Source organism: Paraburkholderia unamae (assembly GCF_003268775.1).
GTDB lineage: Bacteria > Pseudomonadota > Gammaproteobacteria > Burkholderiales > Burkholderiaceae > Paraburkholderia > Paraburkholderia unamae.
In genome coordinates this window covers 190,372-207,162 of sequence record NZ_QLSU01000005.1, presented here as the reverse complement: position 1 = coordinate 207,162, position 16,791 = coordinate 190,372, and the positions used below count along the sequence as shown (strand labels likewise).

Sequence of the window (16,791 nt, the reverse complement as noted above, 5' to 3'; positions counted from 1 at the left end):
GGCTGTCTCCTTTGTCGGCGGGACCTGGCGCTTTAGCACCCGGCCCCCTCCATGCAGCGCACGGTTCCTGCCCTCGTGGGACGGACGGCGCATGGGGCGCCAGCCGCCTATTTTAACCGCTTGCTTAACCCGTCACCTCGCACCCCTTATCTGGCCATTACGTGGCCATTACCTGGCTTGGGCGAGCAGGCTCATGCGGTGAAAGCGCCATGTCATGAGCACGGCGACCGTGGTGAGCCCCGCCGCGAGGCCCCACCAGAGGCCGAGCGCGCCAAGGCCGAAGTGGAACGCGAGCGCGTATCCCAACGGAAAACCGATGCCCCAGTAACCGAGCGTGGCCGCGACCATCGGCACGCGCGTGTCCTTCAGGCCGCGCAGGCAACCCGAGCCCACGGTCTGCGCGCCGTCGACGATCTGGAAGATGGCCGCGACGCCGAGCAGCGTGGCCGCGAGCCCGACCGTGTTGGCGTTGGCCGGATCGTCGAGATGCAGATAGAGCCCGACGATCCAGTGCGGCGCGAGCACCATCACGAGCGCCGAGAGCGTCATGAAACCCACACCGAGCGCGAGCGCGACGAAACCCGCGTGGCGCGCCGCGCGCGGCGCGCCCGCACCGATCCAGTAACCCACGCGCACGTTGGCCGCCTGGCCGATCGCGAGCGGCACCATGAAGGTCACGGAGGCCACGTTCAGGGCGATCTGGTGCGCCGCGAGCGGCGTTTCGCCGAGCAGGCCCGCGAGCAGGCCGGTGGCGAGAAAGAGCGTCGCCTCGACGGCATAGGTGATGGCGACCGGCCAGCCGATCGCAAACAACTCGCCCATGAGCGGCGCCGTGGGCCGGCGCGCGATCACGAAACGCTGGTGCGAGGGGCGCAGGTGCAGCAGGGCCATCAGCACGAACGCCGTGAGCCAGACCGTTGTGGTCGTGGCGGCCGCCGAGCCGAGAAAGCCCAGTCGCGGCAGCCCCCACACGCCGTGGATCAGCCCGTAATTGAGAAAGCCGTTGCTGAACACGCTCGCAATCGACACCCACAAGAGGCGCCGCGCCGCGCCGATGGCGGGCAGGAACGAGCGCATGAGCCCCACGCCGATCAGGCTCGCGGGCGCGCCCCAGCGCAGCACGGCCGTGTATTCGCCGATGTGATGGGCGAGCAGCGTCGGCTCGCCGAGCGCGCGCAGGATCGGCTCCGCGAACGAGAGCAGCGCGAAGGCGGGCAGCGAGAGCAGCAGCGAAAGCGCGAAGCCCGTCCAGTAGATGTGCGGCACCTGGCTTTCGTTGGCGGCGCCGCGCGCCTGCGCGACGCTCACGCTCACCGAGGTCAGCACGCCTTGCAGCACGGTCACCACGACGAAGAACATGTTCGCGCCGAGGCCGCCCGCGGCGAGCGCGTCGGCGCCCAGCGAGCCGAGCAGCACGGTGTCGGTGACGCTCATCGCCATCTGCGAGAGCTGGGCGATCGCGAGCGGTCCGGCGAGGCGGGCGGTGTCGGCGGCGTGGCGGCGCAGCGTGGGCGATGTGGAAACGGCGCGGCCGGAAAGCGTGGTTCGGGTCATGAAAAACAAGCGGCGCGAGATACGCGCCGCAAGGCTCTGAGTACGGTTGTCTGTCGAAACTGAAAGCTTATTGCGCGGCGGTCGCGTTGTCGATCCGCGCGCTCAAATACGGTGCATGGGTGTCGCTTGCGCGCAATTCCGGTCGGGCGCTTTGATGGGCGCATCGATCGGCACTTTAATCCGGCTCTTTGATGGCAATGCGCGTGTCGCCGAGCAGCACGACCTGGCCCGCGCGGATCTTGCAGGTCTTGCGCAGTTCGACCTCGCCGTCCACTTTCACCGCGCCCGAGGCGACGACCTGCTTGGCCGAGCCGCCGCTGTCCGCGAGGCCGGTGATCTTCAGGAGGTTGTGCAGTTCGACGTAGTCGCCGGTGAGCGTGAAATCGAGATTGGGCATGGCGGATCGGCATTCAGATGCGCGCGGGAGGCGCGCGAAGGGTGAGCATCATAAGCGATCGCCGGCTTGCCGCGGCCCTCTGTGGCGTACACGCTGCTGTCACATCTCGGGGCCAGATGTTATGAATTCGTCAGAAAGTGCAACGTTGAGTAACGTTGCGGGACCGCGCGGCGATCTTCAGACCAAAATGGTTTCACCCGGATCGACAGCGCCGCCCAACCTTGCTCATTCGTTTTACCGGGCGGCTACATCGAGCGGGGGCGCGGCTGTAGCGGACCTGTTCGCCGCAACCGAGCCTTCGGAACCACTGCAAAGAGGATACGCCATGACCCAGATTCGCAAACTGCTGACCGCTACCGCCGCTTTTGCCACCGTGACCACGGCCGCCGTGTTCGCGCAGGGTGCGTTTGCCCAAACTGCGACCCAGGGTGCGGCACAGGCCGGCGGCGGGGCGCCCGCGCTGGCACCTTCCGCCGCACCGGCGATGGCGCCGGGCCAGATGGGCGGCCAGGCACCCAGCCAGGCGCCGGCCGCTGCCGGTATCGCGCAACCCGCGCCCGCGCCGCAGAACCTGACGGCGCCGCAGTCAGCCGACCCGCTGGTGCAAAAGCGCAACGCGAACGCGGCGGCGAACGCCGAGTACCGCAGCGCCAAAAAGTCGGCGAATGCGGAGTACGGCGACGCGAAGAAGCAGGCGAAGTCGCAGTACAAGGCCCAGGTGCAGGACGCCAAGATCATCCACAAGGCCGACCGTCAGGCCAACGACTCGGAGATGAAAGACCAGATGATGAACGGCATGTCGGCCCAGCAGCAGGGCGGCCAGGTCCAGCAGGCTCCGCAGTCCTCGCAGTAAGCGACTGACGGCGGGACCGTTGGGACTGTTGGGAGCAGAAACGGCGGCGGCGTCCGGCAACGGGCGCCGCCGCTTCGTTTTCCGGCGCAGGCTCTCGGCCCGGCGCTGAAGTTGTCGCTAAATATCGCCAGATCGCCGCAGAATCAGGCGCTTGCGGATGCGGGGTGTATGGATATACAGTGTGCGTCGCCCTGTCCGATTCGCCACGCTCACCGTTCCTGCGCCCGCCGTGTCCACTGTTTCCATCGCCGATTCCTCGTCCGTCTCCGTCTCTGTCGCCGGCGACGACGTTGCCAGGCCATGCGCCGATACGGCCAACGCCGTTTCCGCGTGGCTCGCCAAGCTCAACGACGCGCAGCGCGAAGCTGTCGAGCACGGCGGCGAAGCGGGCTACGCGCCGGGCTCGGCGCTGCCGGGGCCGCTGCTCGTGATCGCGGGGGCGGGGTCGGGCAAGACCAATACGCTCGCGCACCGCGTCGCGCATCTGATCGCGAACGGCGCCGATCCGCACCGCATCCTGCTGCTCACGTTCTCGCGCCGCGCCGCGCAGGAGATGACGCGCCGCGTCGCGCGCATCGCCGCCGGCGTGCCGGGCGTGGCCGCCACGCTCGCGCAGGGGCTCACCTGGGCGGGCACGTTTCACGGCGTGGGCGCGCGCCTCTTGCGCGAATACGCGGATCACATCGGCCTGTCGCCGGCGTTTACGATCAACGATCGCGAGGATTCCGCCGATCTCATGAACCTCGTGCGCCACGAACTGGGTTTCTCGGCAAAGGAAAAGCGCTTTCCGTCGAAGTCCACGTGTCTTGCGATCTATTCGCGCGCGGTCAACACGGGCGATTCGCTCGCGAACGTGCTCAACCGCTCGTTCTCGTGGTGCCTCGAATGGGAACCGCAGTTGCGCGTGCTGTTCGCCTCGTACGTGGACGCCAAGCAGAAGCAGAACGTTCTCGACTACGACGACCTGCTGCTCTACTGGGCGCACATGGCCGCCGAGCCTGCGATTGCCGCCGATCTCGCGGGACGCTTCGACCATATCCTCGTCGACGAATATCAGGACACCAATCGGCTTCAGGCGTCGATCCTGCTCGCACTCAAGCCCGACGGCCGCGGCCTGACCGTGGTCGGCGACGACGCCCAGGCGATTTACTCGTTTCGCGGCGCGACCGTGCGCAACATTCTCGATTTTCCGGCGCAGTTCGACCCGCCCGCGCGTCAGGTGACGCTGGAGCGCAACTACCGGTCGACCGCGCCGATTCTCGCGGCGTCGAACGCCGTAATCGACGCGGCTGCCGAGCGCTTCACGAAGAACCTCTGGACCGATCGCCCTTCGCAGCAGCGCCCGCGACTCGTGACGGTCGCCGACGAGGCCACTCAGGCGCGCTACGTCGTCGAGCAAATCCTCGAGGCGCGCGAAGCGGGCATGAAGCTCAAGCAGCAAGCCGTGCTGTTTCGCGCCGCGCACCACAGCGCAACGCTCGAAATCGAGCTGGCGCGGCGCAATATCCCGTTCGTTAAATTCGGCGGACTGCGCTTTCTGGACGCCGCGCATGTGAAGGACGTGCTGGCGGTGCTGCGCTGGGCGGAAAACCCGCTCGACCGCGTGGCGGGCTTTCGCGTCACGCAATTGCTGCCGGGTGTGGGGCCCGCCAACGCCGCGCGCCTGCTCGACCAGGTGGCCGCCTGCACGGGCGCGTATCGCGCCGCCGAGGCGCTCGCGGCCTTCGCGCCGCCGCCGCGCGCGGCCGAGGACTGGCCCGCGTTCGCCTCGCTCGTCGACAGCCTTGCCATGCGCGCCACGCCGTGGCCCGCCGAATTCGAGCGCGTGCGGCGCTGGTACGAGCCGCATCTCGAACGCAATCATGAGGACGCCCAGGTGCGTCTCGCCGATCTGTTGCAGATGGAGAGCATTGCGAGCACCTACGCGTCGCGCGAGCGCTTTCTCACCGAACTCACGCTCGATCCGCCCGACGCCACGAGCGCCGAATCCGCCGATCCGCTGCTCGACGAGGACTATCTGATCCTCTCGACGATCCATTCGGCGAAAGGGCAGGAGTGGCGCAATGTGTTCGTGCTCAACGGCGTGGACGGCTGCATTCCGTCCGACCTCGGCGCGGGCAGCGACGAGGAACTGGAGGAGGAGCGACGTCTGCTCTACGTGGCGATGACGCGTGCGAAAGAGGATCTGCACATCGTCGTGCCGCAGCGCTTTTACGTGCACAACCAGGTGGCGTCGGGCGACCGGCACGTGTGGGCGTCGCGCACGCGCTTCATCGCCACGCCCATGCTGCCGCTGTTCGAATCGCGTGCGTGGCCGCCCGCGCCCGTGGCGAGCGCGCCGAGCGCGACGGGGCTCGCCGCCGCCGCGCAGGCGAAAGTCGAGATTGCCGCGAAGCTCAGGAAGATGTGGGATTAGGCGTGCGGCGCGCCGCCGGCGAGGCGGGCGCGCCGGCGCTCAGTGCCGCTGCTCTCGCGCCGCGGTCCGCTGCGGCGGCATGAAGAAGTTGCGCAGCCATGCGGCGAGGCGCGTGAACACGTCGTCGGGTTCTTCGACGAAGATCTCGGGCTTGAGCAGCCGCAGGTACTCCATGATCTGCTGCGCTTCCTGCTTCTGGAAGGCGCCGTGCGTGATGCCGAGCCGCAGCAGCCCGCGCAGTTCGCCCAGCCGCTCGCGCGCGGCGCTGCCGCTTGCCTGCTCGCAACCGATCTTGGCCTCGTACACGCGCTGGCGCAGCGACTCCGAAAGCCGCCAGGCGGGCGTCTGCATCGACTCCTCGAGCGCCTGGATGTCTTGCACGCTCGACTTGATCTGCGCCGCGAGCGGGTCGACGAGCGAGGCGTCGCCCTGGGCTTCGTTCACGATGGCCGCCGCCCAGTCGCGGCATTGCTTCGAGAGTTCGTCGGGCGTCCACTCGGGCCGCGACGCGACGCCAAAGCCGAATTCGCTTGCCTGACGCATCAGGATCGAGACGACCTCGGGAAATTCCTTGTCGAGCGTGCGCTTGGCCCACGCGTACTGGCCGCCCTGGAGCAGCCGCTGCACGGCGTGCTCGGTGAGCGGCGTCATGTTGTCGAGCAGTTTCGCGCGCAGGTAGTCCTCGAACGACGGCGTGGCGAACTGCGGGTCGAGCTTGACCGAGACGCGCAGGAACGCGTCGAAGTCCTTGCGCAGCGACGCAAGCGTTTCTTCTTTCAGATTGAGGGTGATCTGCCCCATTGTGGTTGCCCCGGTGTAATCCTTATCCCTTCTTATGCGCTCGCGCCGTTCGAGCACAGGCCCGCCAGAGCAGGCCTTGACGGGTTTATCGGCGGGACGGGCCGAAACTTGAGCGCACCTGCCGGGGAACGCCTCAGCGCAGGACGACGCCTTGCCAGAGAAAGAACACGCCGAGCCCCACCGCAATGGTGAGGAGCGGGCGCTTCGTGAGCGCGCTCACGACGATGGCCGCGAGCGCGCCGACGAGCTGCGGGTTGCGCCAGGTGAGCTCCGCGCCCTGGCCGTGAGGCGAGACCGCCATCGGCACGATGATGGCCGTGAGCACCGTGACGGGCACGAAGCCGAGCGCGGTGCGCACGAGCGGCGGGAACACGAGCCGCTCGCCGAGCACGAACACGGCGGTGCGCACGACCCAGGTGATGAGGGCCATGCCGAGGATCAGGACGACGTAGTTCATTGCCCGGCTCCGGCGGTGCGTTGGACGGTGGGCGGCTTGCGCGGGTGTTCGCCGCTCGCGCGCGCGCCGCGCGGCGTGCCGGGGCGCGACAGGACGACGCCGACCACCACGCCCGCGAGCACGGCGCCGAGCAGGCCGAGCTTGTACGGCCAGCCTTGCCAGAAGAAAGCGAGCACGCCCGCGGTTGCTGCCGCGGCGAAATAGCGCACGGCGACGAGCTGCGGCACCACGATGGCGATGAAGGTGGCGACCATCGCGAAGTCGAGGCCAAGCGACTGGAGCCCCGGGAAGGCGGCGCCGAACAGCAGGCCGACCGCGGTCCAGAGCTGCCAGTTCAGGTACATCGAGAGGCCCGAGCCGAGGAAGTGCCACGGCGAGACGTCGTCGCCGGGGGGATGGCGGCGGAAATGCGCCCAGGCGACCGCGAACACTTCGTCGGTCAGCAGGCCGCCCAGCGCGAGGCGCCAGCGCAGCGGCAGGTGCGACACGTAGGGCGCGAGCGTGGCGCTGTAGAGCACGTGGCGCAGGTTCACGATCAACGTGGTGGCCCAGATGACGGCGAAGCTCGCGTGCGAGGCGATCAGCCCGAGCGCGATGAACTGCGCGGAGCCGGCGAACACGGCGAGCGACATGAACTGGCCGTGCCAGAGCGAAAGCGGGCCCGAGGTGACGAGCGTGCCGAAAATCACGCCGAAGGGCGCGGCGCCGATCATCATGGGGATCGTGTCGCGCGCGCCGGCGGCGAATTCGGCGAAGCGCCCGGTTTGCGGCGTGGAATGGGTGGTCAAACTATCCTCCTGATACATGAGGACAGCTTAGCGGGCGGCCTTGCGCGTGGCTTGTACGTTCTTGCGGCGGGGTGCCGAAGCCTGGCGCCCCGGCGGCGCTCAGGACGACTGCCAGCGCCCTGGCGGCACGCCGAACATGCGGCGAAAGTGCCGCGTGAAGTGGCTCTGGTCGGTGAAGCCGCTGGCCGCGGCGACGTCGGCGACGGTGGCGCCGTCGCGCAGCGGGCCGAGCGCGCGTTGCAGGCGCAACTGCGTGCGCCACGCGTGCGGTGGCAGCCCGGTCGCCTGGGTGAACAGGCGCGTGGCGTGAAACGGCGAGAGGCCCACGGCCTGGGCGAGATCGGCCACGCGCAGCGGCGTGGCGAGATCGGCGGCGAGGAGCGCCTTCATCGTCTCCACGCGCGCATCGTTGGGGCCATGCTTGAGCGCGGCCTCGCGCGTGCGGCCGTAGCGCGTGAGGAGCGTCGAGAGCGCGTCGAGCAACGCGCCTTCTACGGCGAGCAGATCCGGATGTGCTGCATATGGCGCGTTCGCAAGCGCGGGGGCCTCGGGCGGCGCCGTGACGGTGCTCGTGCGGGCGTCGAGCCCGGCGTGTGTGCGCCGCCGGTCAGTGTCGCTTTCCAGCAGCCGGTGCGCGCGCGAGAGGCGGTGCGCGAGATCGAGATCGTGAATCACCTCGGAGTCGAACCACGGCAGCGGCTGCGCGCGGCCGGCGATTTCGGCGGCGAGGTCGTGCAGGAAGCCGATCGGCACGTACATCACCCGATAGCTCCAGCCTTTGTCGACAGCGCGCGAGCCCGTGTGCAGTTCGCCCGGATTGATGACCGGCACGGTGCCCGTTTCCGCGACATGCTGTGAGCCGCGATACCGGAAGCATTCCGCGCCGCCTTCGATCACGGGGATCGTGTAGGCCTCGTGCCAGTGGGGCGCGAACGTGTGCTCGTGGTATTCGGCTGTGACGAGATCCCCGCCGGGCAGCAGCGGCGTGCGCCAGTAGCGGGCGGAATCTCGGAAACGGGAGTCGGGCATCGTCAAAATCCTGCGCGGATCCTCAGTTTAGCGCAGTGGAATGGCCGTGCCCGCGGGCACCGGCACGGCGGTGACGCTGTTCTTCGCGCTGCCGCTCACGACGCGGTCGCTGTAGGTCAGGTAGACGAGCGCGTTGCGCTTCGCGTCGACCACGCGCACGACGTGCAGCGTCTTGAAGAGGAGCGACATGCGCTCGTTGAAGACGTCGGCCTGCTGCTTGAGCGGCCCCGTGAACGCGATTTGCCCGACCTGGCGGCAGGCGATCGACGCTTCGGTAGGGTCTTCGGCGAGGCCGAGCGTGCCTTTCACGCCGCCCGTGCGGGCGCGCGAGACGTAGCAGGTGACGCCTTGCACCTGCGGATCGTCGTAGGCCTCGACGACGACCTTGTCGGAGCTGGTCATGCGGAAGTTGGTGTTCACGCTGCCGATCTGCTCGGCGTGGGCGGCGGCGAATGCGCACAAGCTCGCGCAGGCGATGAGCGGGCGCGCGAGGCGTGCGGGGCGTGCAAAGAGGCGGGTGGATGTCATGCGGATTCCCGGAGGTGGCGAAGCGACATTATCGGGGAGGGTGGGGCCTGCGCGAGCGCTGACCGGACGCGGCGGCTACAGATGCTGTGGCAAATCCATGGCATCGTGAAGAATGCGCAGCACGTCGATGCATTGCGTAATGTCGGCATTGACGCGGAACAGGATGAAATGGCGTCCCTTGCGCCGGTTCCGGGCAACGTGGAGCGTCACGATGCCGGGGAGAATGTCGTCGCGCGCGCGTGCGCCAGGTATATCGGGGCCGGCCATCAGGTCCTGCAACGCGTGTGAGATCGTCGTTGCGTACGCGCGCGCCTGACCCGGGCCGAACTGCCCGGCGGACCAGCTCACAATGTCGAGGAAATCGTTTTCGGCGGAATCAGTCAGGCGAACGGTCCAGCCCGTCTGGCGGGCGCTCAACGTGCGCGCTTTGGGGGACTGTCGGGCGCAAGCGCGTTCGCGACGAGGCTATCCAGATGATCGCCGAGCGCATGCGCCGATGTGAAGCTGCGCAGGCGCCCCGCTTCGACATCGGAAAGGCCGAGGCGCGCCGCGTCGCGCAGCGCTTCGAGTCTCGCCTGCGTTTCGGCTTCCTCGCGCTCGATCAGGCGCAGGCCCGCGCGCAACACTTCGCTTGCGTTCTGAAAGCGCCCCGAATTGACGAGGGAATCGATCAGGTGAGCCTGATGGTCGGTAAGTACGACGTTGCGGGTGGGCATGGCGGCAGCCTTTGAGGGAAGCGCGGTAATTGGCAGATTATGCCATGGCGACCCAGCAGGCTATTTGATCGGAAAGAGGGGAGGCAGGCGAAAAGCGCGCAGCAAAAGAAAAAGGGGTTGCGTGCAACACGCAACCCCTCATATTTTGGCTCCCCGACCTGGGCTCGAACCAGGGACCTACGGATTAACAGTCCGGCGCTCTACCAACTGAGCTATCGGGGAACAGCAGTACAGCTACAACGCTTTACGTCATAAAAAAACCCGTTCTGATTAACGGGCTTTTGCGAATCTTGGCTCCCCGACCTGGGCTCGAACCAGGGACCTACGGATTAACAGTCCGGCGCTCTACCGACTGAGCTATCGGGGATCAACAAAAGCAGAGAACGAGATTCTATGGGGTCCAGCGGAGACTGTCAATACCCTGGCGCTATCTCTTTTAAGGCAGTGCGCATTGCAAGCGACTGTCCCGGCGCGCGACAGGGCGAAACCCCGAACAGGCGATTACCGCGCGATTAGCGTGCCAGAAGCTCGAGCTTGTCCTTCACGTCCTTGAATTCGTCGGCTTCCGGCAGCGGGGCCTTGGTCTTGGTGATGCTCGGCCAGCCCTTGGCGAGGTCGGCGTTCAGTTCGATGAACGCTTGCTGGTCGCCAGGCACGTCTTCTTCGGCGTAGATGGCGTTCACCGGGCATTCGGCAACGCACACGGCGCAGTCAATGCACTCGTCCGGGTCAATCGCGAGGAAGTTGGGACCTTCGCGAAAGCAGTCCACCGGGCACACATCGACGCAGTCGGTATAGCGGCACTTGATGCAGCTTTCGGTCACAACGTGAGTCATTCAGGCAACTCCTGCAAGCTTTTTGTATCGGGGGATGGCGGTTCGCCAAAAGCGGTATTGTAACTGATGAGGAATTACCCCAGCCACACGCCCGCACCGCGCGTTAGATCGTTTCGTGATTAGTTTATAAGATGGGGTGATCCGAGCGGCTTGAACCGAATGGCGTCGAATGATGTCGATTGCCCCTTTTGCGCAAGGGGGCGTGCAGACGGGTACACGGCGTGCGCGGTCATTCGGGTAACATGGGCGCACCGCTGGCGCCCGCCGCCCCGAGCCGTCGCAAGGCCCATATCCTGTGCCGCGTGCGGCTTTCGCGTTGCGCGGGCGCTATCCGATTGCAGTCCGGCTGGCCCATCATGATCATTACTTCGCTGCTCGATACCGATCTGTACAAATTCACGATGATGCAGGTGGTGCTGCATCATTTCCCCGCGGCCAATGTGGAATACCGCTTCCGCTGCCGCACGCCCAATGTCGATCTCGTGCCTTACGTCGACGAGATCCGCAGCGAGATCCAGAAGCTTTGCCGGCTGCGCTTTGCCGAGACCGAGCTCGAGTACCTGCGCAAGATGCGCTTCATCAAGAGCGACTTCATCGACTTTCTCGCGCTCTTTCACCTCAACGAAAAGTACATCACGGTGACGCCGTCGCCCAAGGGCAACGGCGAGATCGACATCGAGATCAAGGGGCCTTGGCTGCACACCATCCTCTTCGAGATTCCGGTGCTTGCCATCGTCAACGAGGTGTACTTTCGCAACACGCAGCATCATCCTCAGTACGAGGAGGGGCGCGAGCGCCTGCGTCACAAGATCGAACTGCTCGGCGCGAAGCCCGAATTCTCCGACTGCAAGATCGCCGACTACGGCACGCGCCGCCGCTTCTCGAAGCGCTGGCACGAGGAGGTGATCCTCACGCTCAAGGAAGATCTCGGCGAGCAGTTTGCCGGCACGAGCAACGTGTACTACGCGATGAAGCACAACCTCACGCCGCTCGGCACGATGGCGCACGAGTATCTCCAGGCGTGCCAGGCGCTCGGGCCGCGCCTGCGCGACTCGCAGATCTTCGGCTTCGAGATGTGGGCGAAGGAGTATCGCGGCGACCTGGGCATCGCGCTCTCCGACGTCTACGGCATGCAGGCCTTTCTGCGCGACTTCGACATGTACTTCTGCAAGCTCTTCGACGGCGCGCGCCACGATTCGGGCGATCCGTTCGAGTGGGGCGAGCGTCTGCTCAAGCACTACGAAGACAACCGCTGCGACCCGCGCACGAAGACCATGATCTTCTCGGACGCGCTCGACATTCCCAAGGTGCTGCGCCTCTACGAACGGTTTGGCGAGCGCTGCCGCCTCGCCTTCGGCGTGGGCACGAACCTCACCAACGACCTCGGCTACCAGCCGTTGCAGATCGTCATCAAGATGGTCCGCTGCAACGGCCAGCCTGTGGCCAAGCTCTCCGATTCGCCGGGCAAGAACATGTGCGACGACAAGGCGTATCTTGCCTATCTGCGTCAGGTGTTCGGCATCGAGCAGCCCACGGAAGAGGAAGGCGCGGGCAAGTAACGCGCGCGGGAGGCCCGCAAAGCCCGCAAAGCCCGCAAATCGCAAGGCGACGCCCCGGTATAATCGGCGCGTCGCCTTTCTTCATCTGACGAGGACGTTCATGGACACGACGGCCGCCCGCCGCAGCATACTCGCGCGCATTCGCGCGGCGCAGGGACGCGAGGCCACGCCCGCGGCGCACGAGCGGGAGGCCGTTGCCGACTACCTCGCGCGCCATCCCGAGGGGCCGCGCCCCGACCTCGAAGGCGATCTCGTCGCGCGCTTCGTGGGCGAGGCGCGCAAGATGTCGAGCACGGTGGACGAAGTCCAGCAGATGACCGACGTGCCCGCCGCCGCGCAACGCTATCTCGCCGAGCGCGGCTTGCCGATGCAGGCGGTGGCGTGGCAGACGCTCGAATCGTTCGACTGGGCCAGCGCGGGTCTGGCGGTGGCATTTCGCAAGCCCGAGGACCGCGATCTCGTGGGCCTCACCGGGTGCTTCTGCGCCACGGCCGAAACCGGCACGCTGGTGCTGCTCTCCAGCCCGCAAACCTGGGCCTCGGGCGCGCTGCTGCCCGAGACGCACATCGCCGTTGTGCCGGCTTCGCGCATCGTCGCAGGCCACGAAGACGCCTTCGCCCTCATGCGCGCCGAACGCGGCGAGCTGCCGCGCGCGGTCAATTTCGTCTCGGGGCCGTCGCGCACCGGCGACATCGAACAGACCATCATTCTCGGCGCGCACGGGCCGTATCGTGTGCATGTGATCGTCGTGCATGGCGCGTGAGCGCGTCGTAGTCCGCCGGTTCGCGGCCGCTGCGTTCGCCGCGCTGTCGTTGTCCGGCACGAGCGCACACGCGGCAACCTTCGATGGCGCCTCGCTCGGCGCGGTCTGGGCGTTGCCATTCGCCGGCATGCTGCTGTCGATCGCGTTCTTTCCCATGCTCGCCGCCGCGTTCTGGCATCGCCATTTCGGCAAGATCGCCGCGGCGTGGGCGCTCGCCTTTTTGCTGCCGTTCGCGCTCGCGCACGGAATCGGCGCGACCTATCCGCTGTTCGTGCACGCCATCGTCGACGAATATCTGCCGTTCATCGTCTTGCTCGGCGCGCTCTATACGATCGCGGGCGGCATCTGCGTCTATGGGAATCTGCGGGGGTCGCCGCGCACGAACACGGCGATCCTCGCGCTCGGTACGGTGCTCGCGAGCGTGATGGGCACGACTGGCGCGGCCATGCTGCTGATCCGGCCGCTCCTGCGCGCGAACGACAACCGGCGGCACAACGTGCACGTCGTCGTGTTCTTCATCTTCCTCGTCGCGAACGCGGGCGGCCTGCTCACGCCGCTCGGCGATCCGCCGCTTTTTCTCGGCTTCCTGAACGGCGTGGGATTCTTCTGGACTGCACAGCATCTTGCGCTGCCCATGCTGTTCGTGTGCGGCGTGCTGCTCGCGGTGTTCTACGCGCTCGATAGCTGGTACTTCAGCCGCGCGGGGGAGGCGCACGCCGCCTCGCTGGACCCGACGCCCGATTCGGGCGCGCTCGCCATCGGCGGCAAGGCCAATTTCGTGCTGCTCGCGCTGCTCGTCGCGCTCGTGCTGATGAGCGGCGTGTGGCGGCCGGGCGTCGTTTTCGACGTCGCGGGCGCGCACTTGCCGCTTCAGAACCTCGTGCGCGATGCGGGACTCGTTGCGCTCGCACTGATCTCGCTCGCGTTCACCTCGAAAGCGGCGCGCGCCGACAACGGCTTCGAATGGGCGCCGATCATGGAGGTCGCGAAGCTCTTCGCGGGCATTTTCGTGACGATCACGCCCGTTATCGCCATGCTGCGCGCGGGCGAGGCGGGCGCGTTCGCTACGCTGATCCGGCTCGTGAACGACGCGCCGGGCCGCCCGAACGAGGCGATGTACTTCTGGGCGACCGGCCTGCTTTCGTCGTTTCTCGACAACGCGCCCACGTATCTCGTGTTCTTCAATCTCGCGGGCGGCGACGCCAATGCGCTCATGGCGGGCGGCGCGAAAACGCTCGCCGCGATTTCGGCGGGCGCGGTGTGGATGGGCGCGCTGACCTACATCGGCAACGCGCCGAATTTCATGGTGCGGGCGATCGCGCAGTCGCGCGGCGTGCGCATGCCGGGTTTCTTCGGCTATGTTGGCTGGTCGGCCGCGCTGCTCATGCCGGTCTTTCTCGCGGCCACCTGGCTCTTTTTCGTCTAGCCCCGAGCCCGACGCGAGACTTCCCTGCGCGCCCCGTCACGCGCAACAATGACGGACATTCCGACAGAACGACTGAAGTGTGGAGAGCAACGATGCAAAAGATTCTCGTGGCGCGCCCGATCTTTCCCGACGTGATCGATCGGCTCAAGCAGTATTTCGACGTGGACTGGAACAACGGCGAGGCGCTTGCGCCCGAGGCGCTGCACCAGCGGCTCGCCGACAAGGACGGCGCGCTCACCGCGGGCGACCCCATCGGCGCGGCGGCGCTCGCGGCCGCGCCGCGTCTGCGCGCGGTGTCGAACATGGCCGTGGGCTACAACAACTTCGACATGGCCGCGTTCAACGCGGCCAACGTGCTCGGCACCAACACGCCCGACGTGCTCAACGAAACCACGGCCGACTTCGGCTGGGCGCTGATGATGGCGGCCGCGCGCCGCGTGACGGAATCCGGGCACTTCCTGCGCGCGGGCAAGTGGGACAAGTGGTCGTTCGACGCGTTTCTCGGCTCGGACATTTACGGCGCCACGCTCGGCGTGATCGGCATGGGCCGCATCGGCCAGGCGCTCGCGCGCCGCGCGCGCGGTTTCAACATGCGCGTGGTCTATCACAATCGCTCGCGCGTCGCGCCTGAGATCGAGCGCGAACTGAACGCCGAGTATCTTTCGAAGCAGGACCTCCTCAAGCAGGCCGACCACGTCGTGCTCGTGCTGCCTTACACGGCGGAGAACCATCACACGATCGGTGCGGCCGAACTCACGCTGATGAAGCCCACCGCCACGCTCACCAACATCGCGCGCGGCGGCATCGTCGACGACGCGGCGTTGGCGCAGGCGCTGCGCACGCGCCAGATTGCGGCGGCGGGCCTCGACGTGTTCGAGGGCGAGCCGCGCGTGCACTCCGCGTTGCTCGAAGTGGAGAACGTCGTGCTCACGCCGCATATCGCGAGCGCGACCGAAGCCACGCGCCGCGCCATGGCGAACCTCGCCGCCGACAACCTGATCGCCGCGCTCGGCGAAGGCCCGCGTGCGGGGCAGCCGCCCAATCCGATCAATCCCGCCGTGCTGGGGAACGCGCGTACATGAGTCCGCTTGCCGTCATGTCGCTGGCGCTCGTCGCGCTGGCGGCCGCGTTCGTCGTCACGCTCGTGGCCTTGCTGCGCGCCCGTCAGGGCCATGACGACGGCGAGGCCACGCTCGACGCGCTCGATCAACTGAGCGACCGCCTCGCGGCCTCGACCGACACGCAGGCGCGCGCGGCCGAGCGCATCGAGCGCGAGTTGCGCAACGAAATCGCGCGCACCGCGCAAACCTCGCGCAGCGAGTTCGGCGGCGGCTTCGCGCAGGTGCAGCAGGCACTCGCGGCGCAGCTCGGCAGCATGGCGACGGTGCAGAACAGCCAGATCGACGGCTTCGCGCAGCAACTCGCCAAGCTCACGGCCGCCAATACGCAGCAGCTCGACGTCGTGCGCCAGAGCCTGCATCAGCAAGCCCAGCAGGCGCGTGAGGAGCAGGGCGCCGCGCTGCGCCACTTCGGCACGGTGCTCACGCAGCAGCTCGCGCAGCTCACCGAGGCGAACGACCGGCGCTTCGCCGAAGTGCGCGCGACGCTCGAACAGCGTCTAAAGGACATCGAAGCGAACAACGCGGCGAAGCTCGAAGAAATGCGCCGCACCGTGGACGAGAAGCTGCACGCGACGCTTGAGCAGCGCCTTGGCGAGTCGTTCAAGCTGGTTTCCGATCGACTGGAGCAGGTGCATCGCGGGCTTGGCGAGATGCAGACGCTGGCGGCGGGCGTCGGCGACCTGAAGAAGGTGCTGACCAACGTGAAGACGCGCGGCACCTGGGGCGAGGTGCAGCTCGAAGCCTTGCTCGAACAGATGCTCACGCCCGAGCAGTACGCGAAGAACGTCGCGACCGTGCCCAAAAGCAGCGAACGCGTGGAGTTCGCGATTCGCCTGCCCGGACGCGGCGCGGGTGGCGCGGATCAGTCGGAGCCCGTGTGGCTGCCGATCGACGCCAAGTTTCCGCGCGAGGACTATGAACGGCTGATCGACGCGCAGGAGCGCGCCGATGTCGCCGCGATCGAGGAAGCCGGGCGCGCGCTCGAACTGCGCATCCGCGCGGAGGCGCGCACCATCGCCGAGAAGTACGTCGCGCCGCCGCACACGACCGACTTCGCGCTGCTGTTCCTGCCGACCGAAGGGCTCTACGCGGAAATCCTGCGCCGTCCCGGCCTGACCGACGTGCTCCAGCGCGACTACCGCGTGAGCGTCGCGGGGCCGACCACGCTCACGGCGCTGCTCAACAGCCTGCAAATGGGCTTCCGCACGCTGGCGATCGAGCGGCGTTCGAGCGAGGTGTGGCAGGTGCTGGGCGCGGTGAAGACGGAGTTCGGCAAGTTCGGCGACGTGCTCGCGCGCACGAAGTCGCAGCTCGAAACGGTCACGCGTTCGATCGAGGCGGCGGAGGTGCGCACCCGCGCGATGAACCGCAAGCTGCGCGACGTGGAGGCGTTGCCGGGCGAGACGGCGGCGAACCTGCTCGGCGATGCCTTGGGCAACGGCGAGCCGGCGGGCGATGGGGGATTCGGAGACGAGTGAGCAGCGCGTCTGCAAAAGCCGCGCGCCAAAGGACAACGGGCCGCCTGAATCCAGGCGGCCCGTTTGCAT

Annotated in this window: 17 protein-coding genes and 2 tRNA genes; 7 read left to right on the top strand and 12 right to left on the bottom strand. The window is 67.2% G+C overall.

Annotated features, from left to right (window positions below):
- Positions 1-168: 168 nt before the first annotated feature.
- Both C7401_RS10425 and C7401_RS10420 read right to left on the bottom strand, forming a co-directional pair.
- Positions 169-1,554 carry an MATE family efflux transporter gene (locus C7401_RS10425; RefSeq protein ID WP_112171472.1) on the bottom strand — a complete coding sequence of 462 codons (1,386 nt, stop codon included), beginning with the start codon at positions 1,552-1,554 and terminating at the stop codon, positions 169-171.
- Between the two features lie 175 nt (positions 1,555-1,729).
- Entirely contained in the window at positions 1,730-1,951 is a 222-nt protein-coding gene (locus C7401_RS10420; RefSeq protein WP_112171297.1) for an RNA-binding S4 domain-containing protein, read from the bottom strand.
- Between the two features lie 325 nt (positions 1,952-2,276).
- On the opposite strand from C7401_RS10420, the gene C7401_RS10415 reads away from it, so the two are divergent.
- Both C7401_RS10415 and C7401_RS10410 read left to right on the top strand, forming a co-directional pair.
- Complete coding sequence (locus tag C7401_RS10415; protein ID WP_112171296.1) at positions 2,277-2,804, top strand: hypothetical protein; 528 nt, start codon at positions 2,277-2,279, stop codon at positions 2,802-2,804.
- Between the two features lie 244 nt (positions 2,805-3,048).
- Positions 3,049-5,220, top strand: a complete 2,172-nt coding sequence (locus C7401_RS10410; RefSeq protein ID WP_373864434.1) for an ATP-dependent helicase — start codon at positions 3,049-3,051, stop codon at positions 5,218-5,220.
- 39 nt (positions 5,221-5,259) lie between these two features.
- Here the strand turns inward: C7401_RS10410 and C7401_RS10405 are convergent, their stop codons facing one another.
- The 10 genes from C7401_RS10405 to fdxA all read right to left on the bottom strand — a co-directional run bounded on the left by C7401_RS10405 (position 5,260) and on the right by fdxA (position 10,375).
- Entirely contained in the window at positions 5,260-6,021 is a 762-nt protein-coding gene (locus tag C7401_RS10405; protein ID WP_112171294.1) for a DUF4088 family protein, read from the bottom strand.
- 133 nt (positions 6,022-6,154) lie between these two features.
- Positions 6,155-6,478, bottom strand: a complete 324-nt coding sequence (locus C7401_RS10400) for an AzlD domain-containing protein (protein ID WP_112171293.1) — start codon at positions 6,476-6,478, stop codon at positions 6,155-6,157.
- The gene (locus C7401_RS10395; RefSeq protein ID WP_112171292.1) at positions 6,475-7,284 is read right to left on the bottom strand and encodes an AzlC family ABC transporter permease; all 810 of its coding nucleotides are present in this window, start codon (positions 7,282-7,284) and stop codon (positions 6,475-6,477) included. Before C7401_RS10395 ends, C7401_RS10400 begins: the two co-directional genes overlap by 4 nt.
- 81 nt (positions 7,285-7,365) lie before the next feature.
- On the bottom strand, positions 7,366-8,295 hold the full coding sequence (locus C7401_RS10390; protein WP_112171291.1) for an AraC family transcriptional regulator: 930 nt from the start codon (positions 8,293-8,295) through the stop codon (positions 7,366-7,368).
- A gap of 27 nt (positions 8,296-8,322) precedes the next feature.
- Complete coding sequence (locus C7401_RS10385) at positions 8,323-8,823, bottom strand: CreA family protein (protein ID WP_112171290.1); 501 nt, start codon at positions 8,821-8,823, stop codon at positions 8,323-8,325.
- Between the two features lie 75 nt (positions 8,824-8,898).
- On the bottom strand, positions 8,899-9,240 hold the full coding sequence (locus C7401_RS10380) for a type II toxin-antitoxin system RelE/ParE family toxin (protein WP_112171289.1): 342 nt from the start codon (positions 9,238-9,240) through the stop codon (positions 8,899-8,901).
- A complete protein-coding gene (locus C7401_RS10375; protein ID WP_112171288.1) occupies positions 9,237-9,539 on the bottom strand; it encodes a type II toxin-antitoxin system ParD family antitoxin in 303 nt (100 codons plus the stop codon). Before C7401_RS10375 ends, C7401_RS10380 begins: the two co-directional genes overlap by 4 nt.
- A gap of 146 nt (positions 9,540-9,685) precedes the next feature.
- Positions 9,686-9,761, bottom strand: a tRNA-Asn gene (locus tag C7401_RS10370).
- A gap of 69 nt (positions 9,762-9,830) precedes the next feature.
- Positions 9,831-9,906: transfer RNA gene (locus C7401_RS10365), tRNA-Asn, on the bottom strand.
- Between the two features lie 145 nt (positions 9,907-10,051).
- Positions 10,052-10,375: a ferredoxin FdxA gene (gene fdxA / locus C7401_RS10360; RefSeq protein WP_112171287.1), complete on the bottom strand. Its 324-nt coding sequence runs from the start codon at positions 10,373-10,375 to the stop codon at positions 10,052-10,054.
- A gap of 356 nt (positions 10,376-10,731) precedes the next feature.
- Between fdxA and pncB the strand changes: the two genes are divergently transcribed.
- The 5 genes from pncB (at position 10,732) to C7401_RS10330 (ending at position 16,722) form a co-directional block, all read left to right on the top strand.
- Positions 10,732-11,934 carry a nicotinate phosphoribosyltransferase gene (gene pncB, locus C7401_RS10350; protein WP_112171286.1) on the top strand — a complete coding sequence of 401 codons (1,203 nt, stop codon included), beginning with the start codon at positions 10,732-10,734 and terminating at the stop codon, positions 11,932-11,934.
- A 100-nt stretch (positions 11,935-12,034) separates the two neighbouring features.
- Positions 12,035-12,697 (top strand): LutC/YkgG family protein, encoded by a 663-nt coding sequence (locus tag C7401_RS10345; protein WP_112171285.1) that lies wholly within the window; start codon positions 12,035-12,037, stop codon positions 12,695-12,697.
- The gene (locus C7401_RS10340) at positions 12,687-14,123 is read left to right on the top strand and encodes a sodium:proton antiporter (protein ID WP_112171284.1); all 1,437 of its coding nucleotides are present in this window, start codon (positions 12,687-12,689) and stop codon (positions 14,121-14,123) included. Before C7401_RS10345 ends, C7401_RS10340 begins: the two co-directional genes overlap by 11 nt.
- Positions 14,124-14,215: 92 nt before the next feature.
- Positions 14,216-15,205 (top strand): 2-hydroxyacid dehydrogenase, encoded by a 990-nt coding sequence (locus C7401_RS10335; protein WP_112171283.1) that lies wholly within the window; start codon positions 14,216-14,218, stop codon positions 15,203-15,205.
- Positions 15,202-16,722, top strand: coding sequence for a DNA recombination protein RmuC (locus C7401_RS10330; protein ID WP_112171282.1), 1,521 nt, complete (start codon positions 15,202-15,204; stop codon positions 16,720-16,722). Before C7401_RS10335 ends, C7401_RS10330 begins: the two co-directional genes overlap by 4 nt.
- Positions 16,723-16,791: the final 69 nt, after the last annotated feature.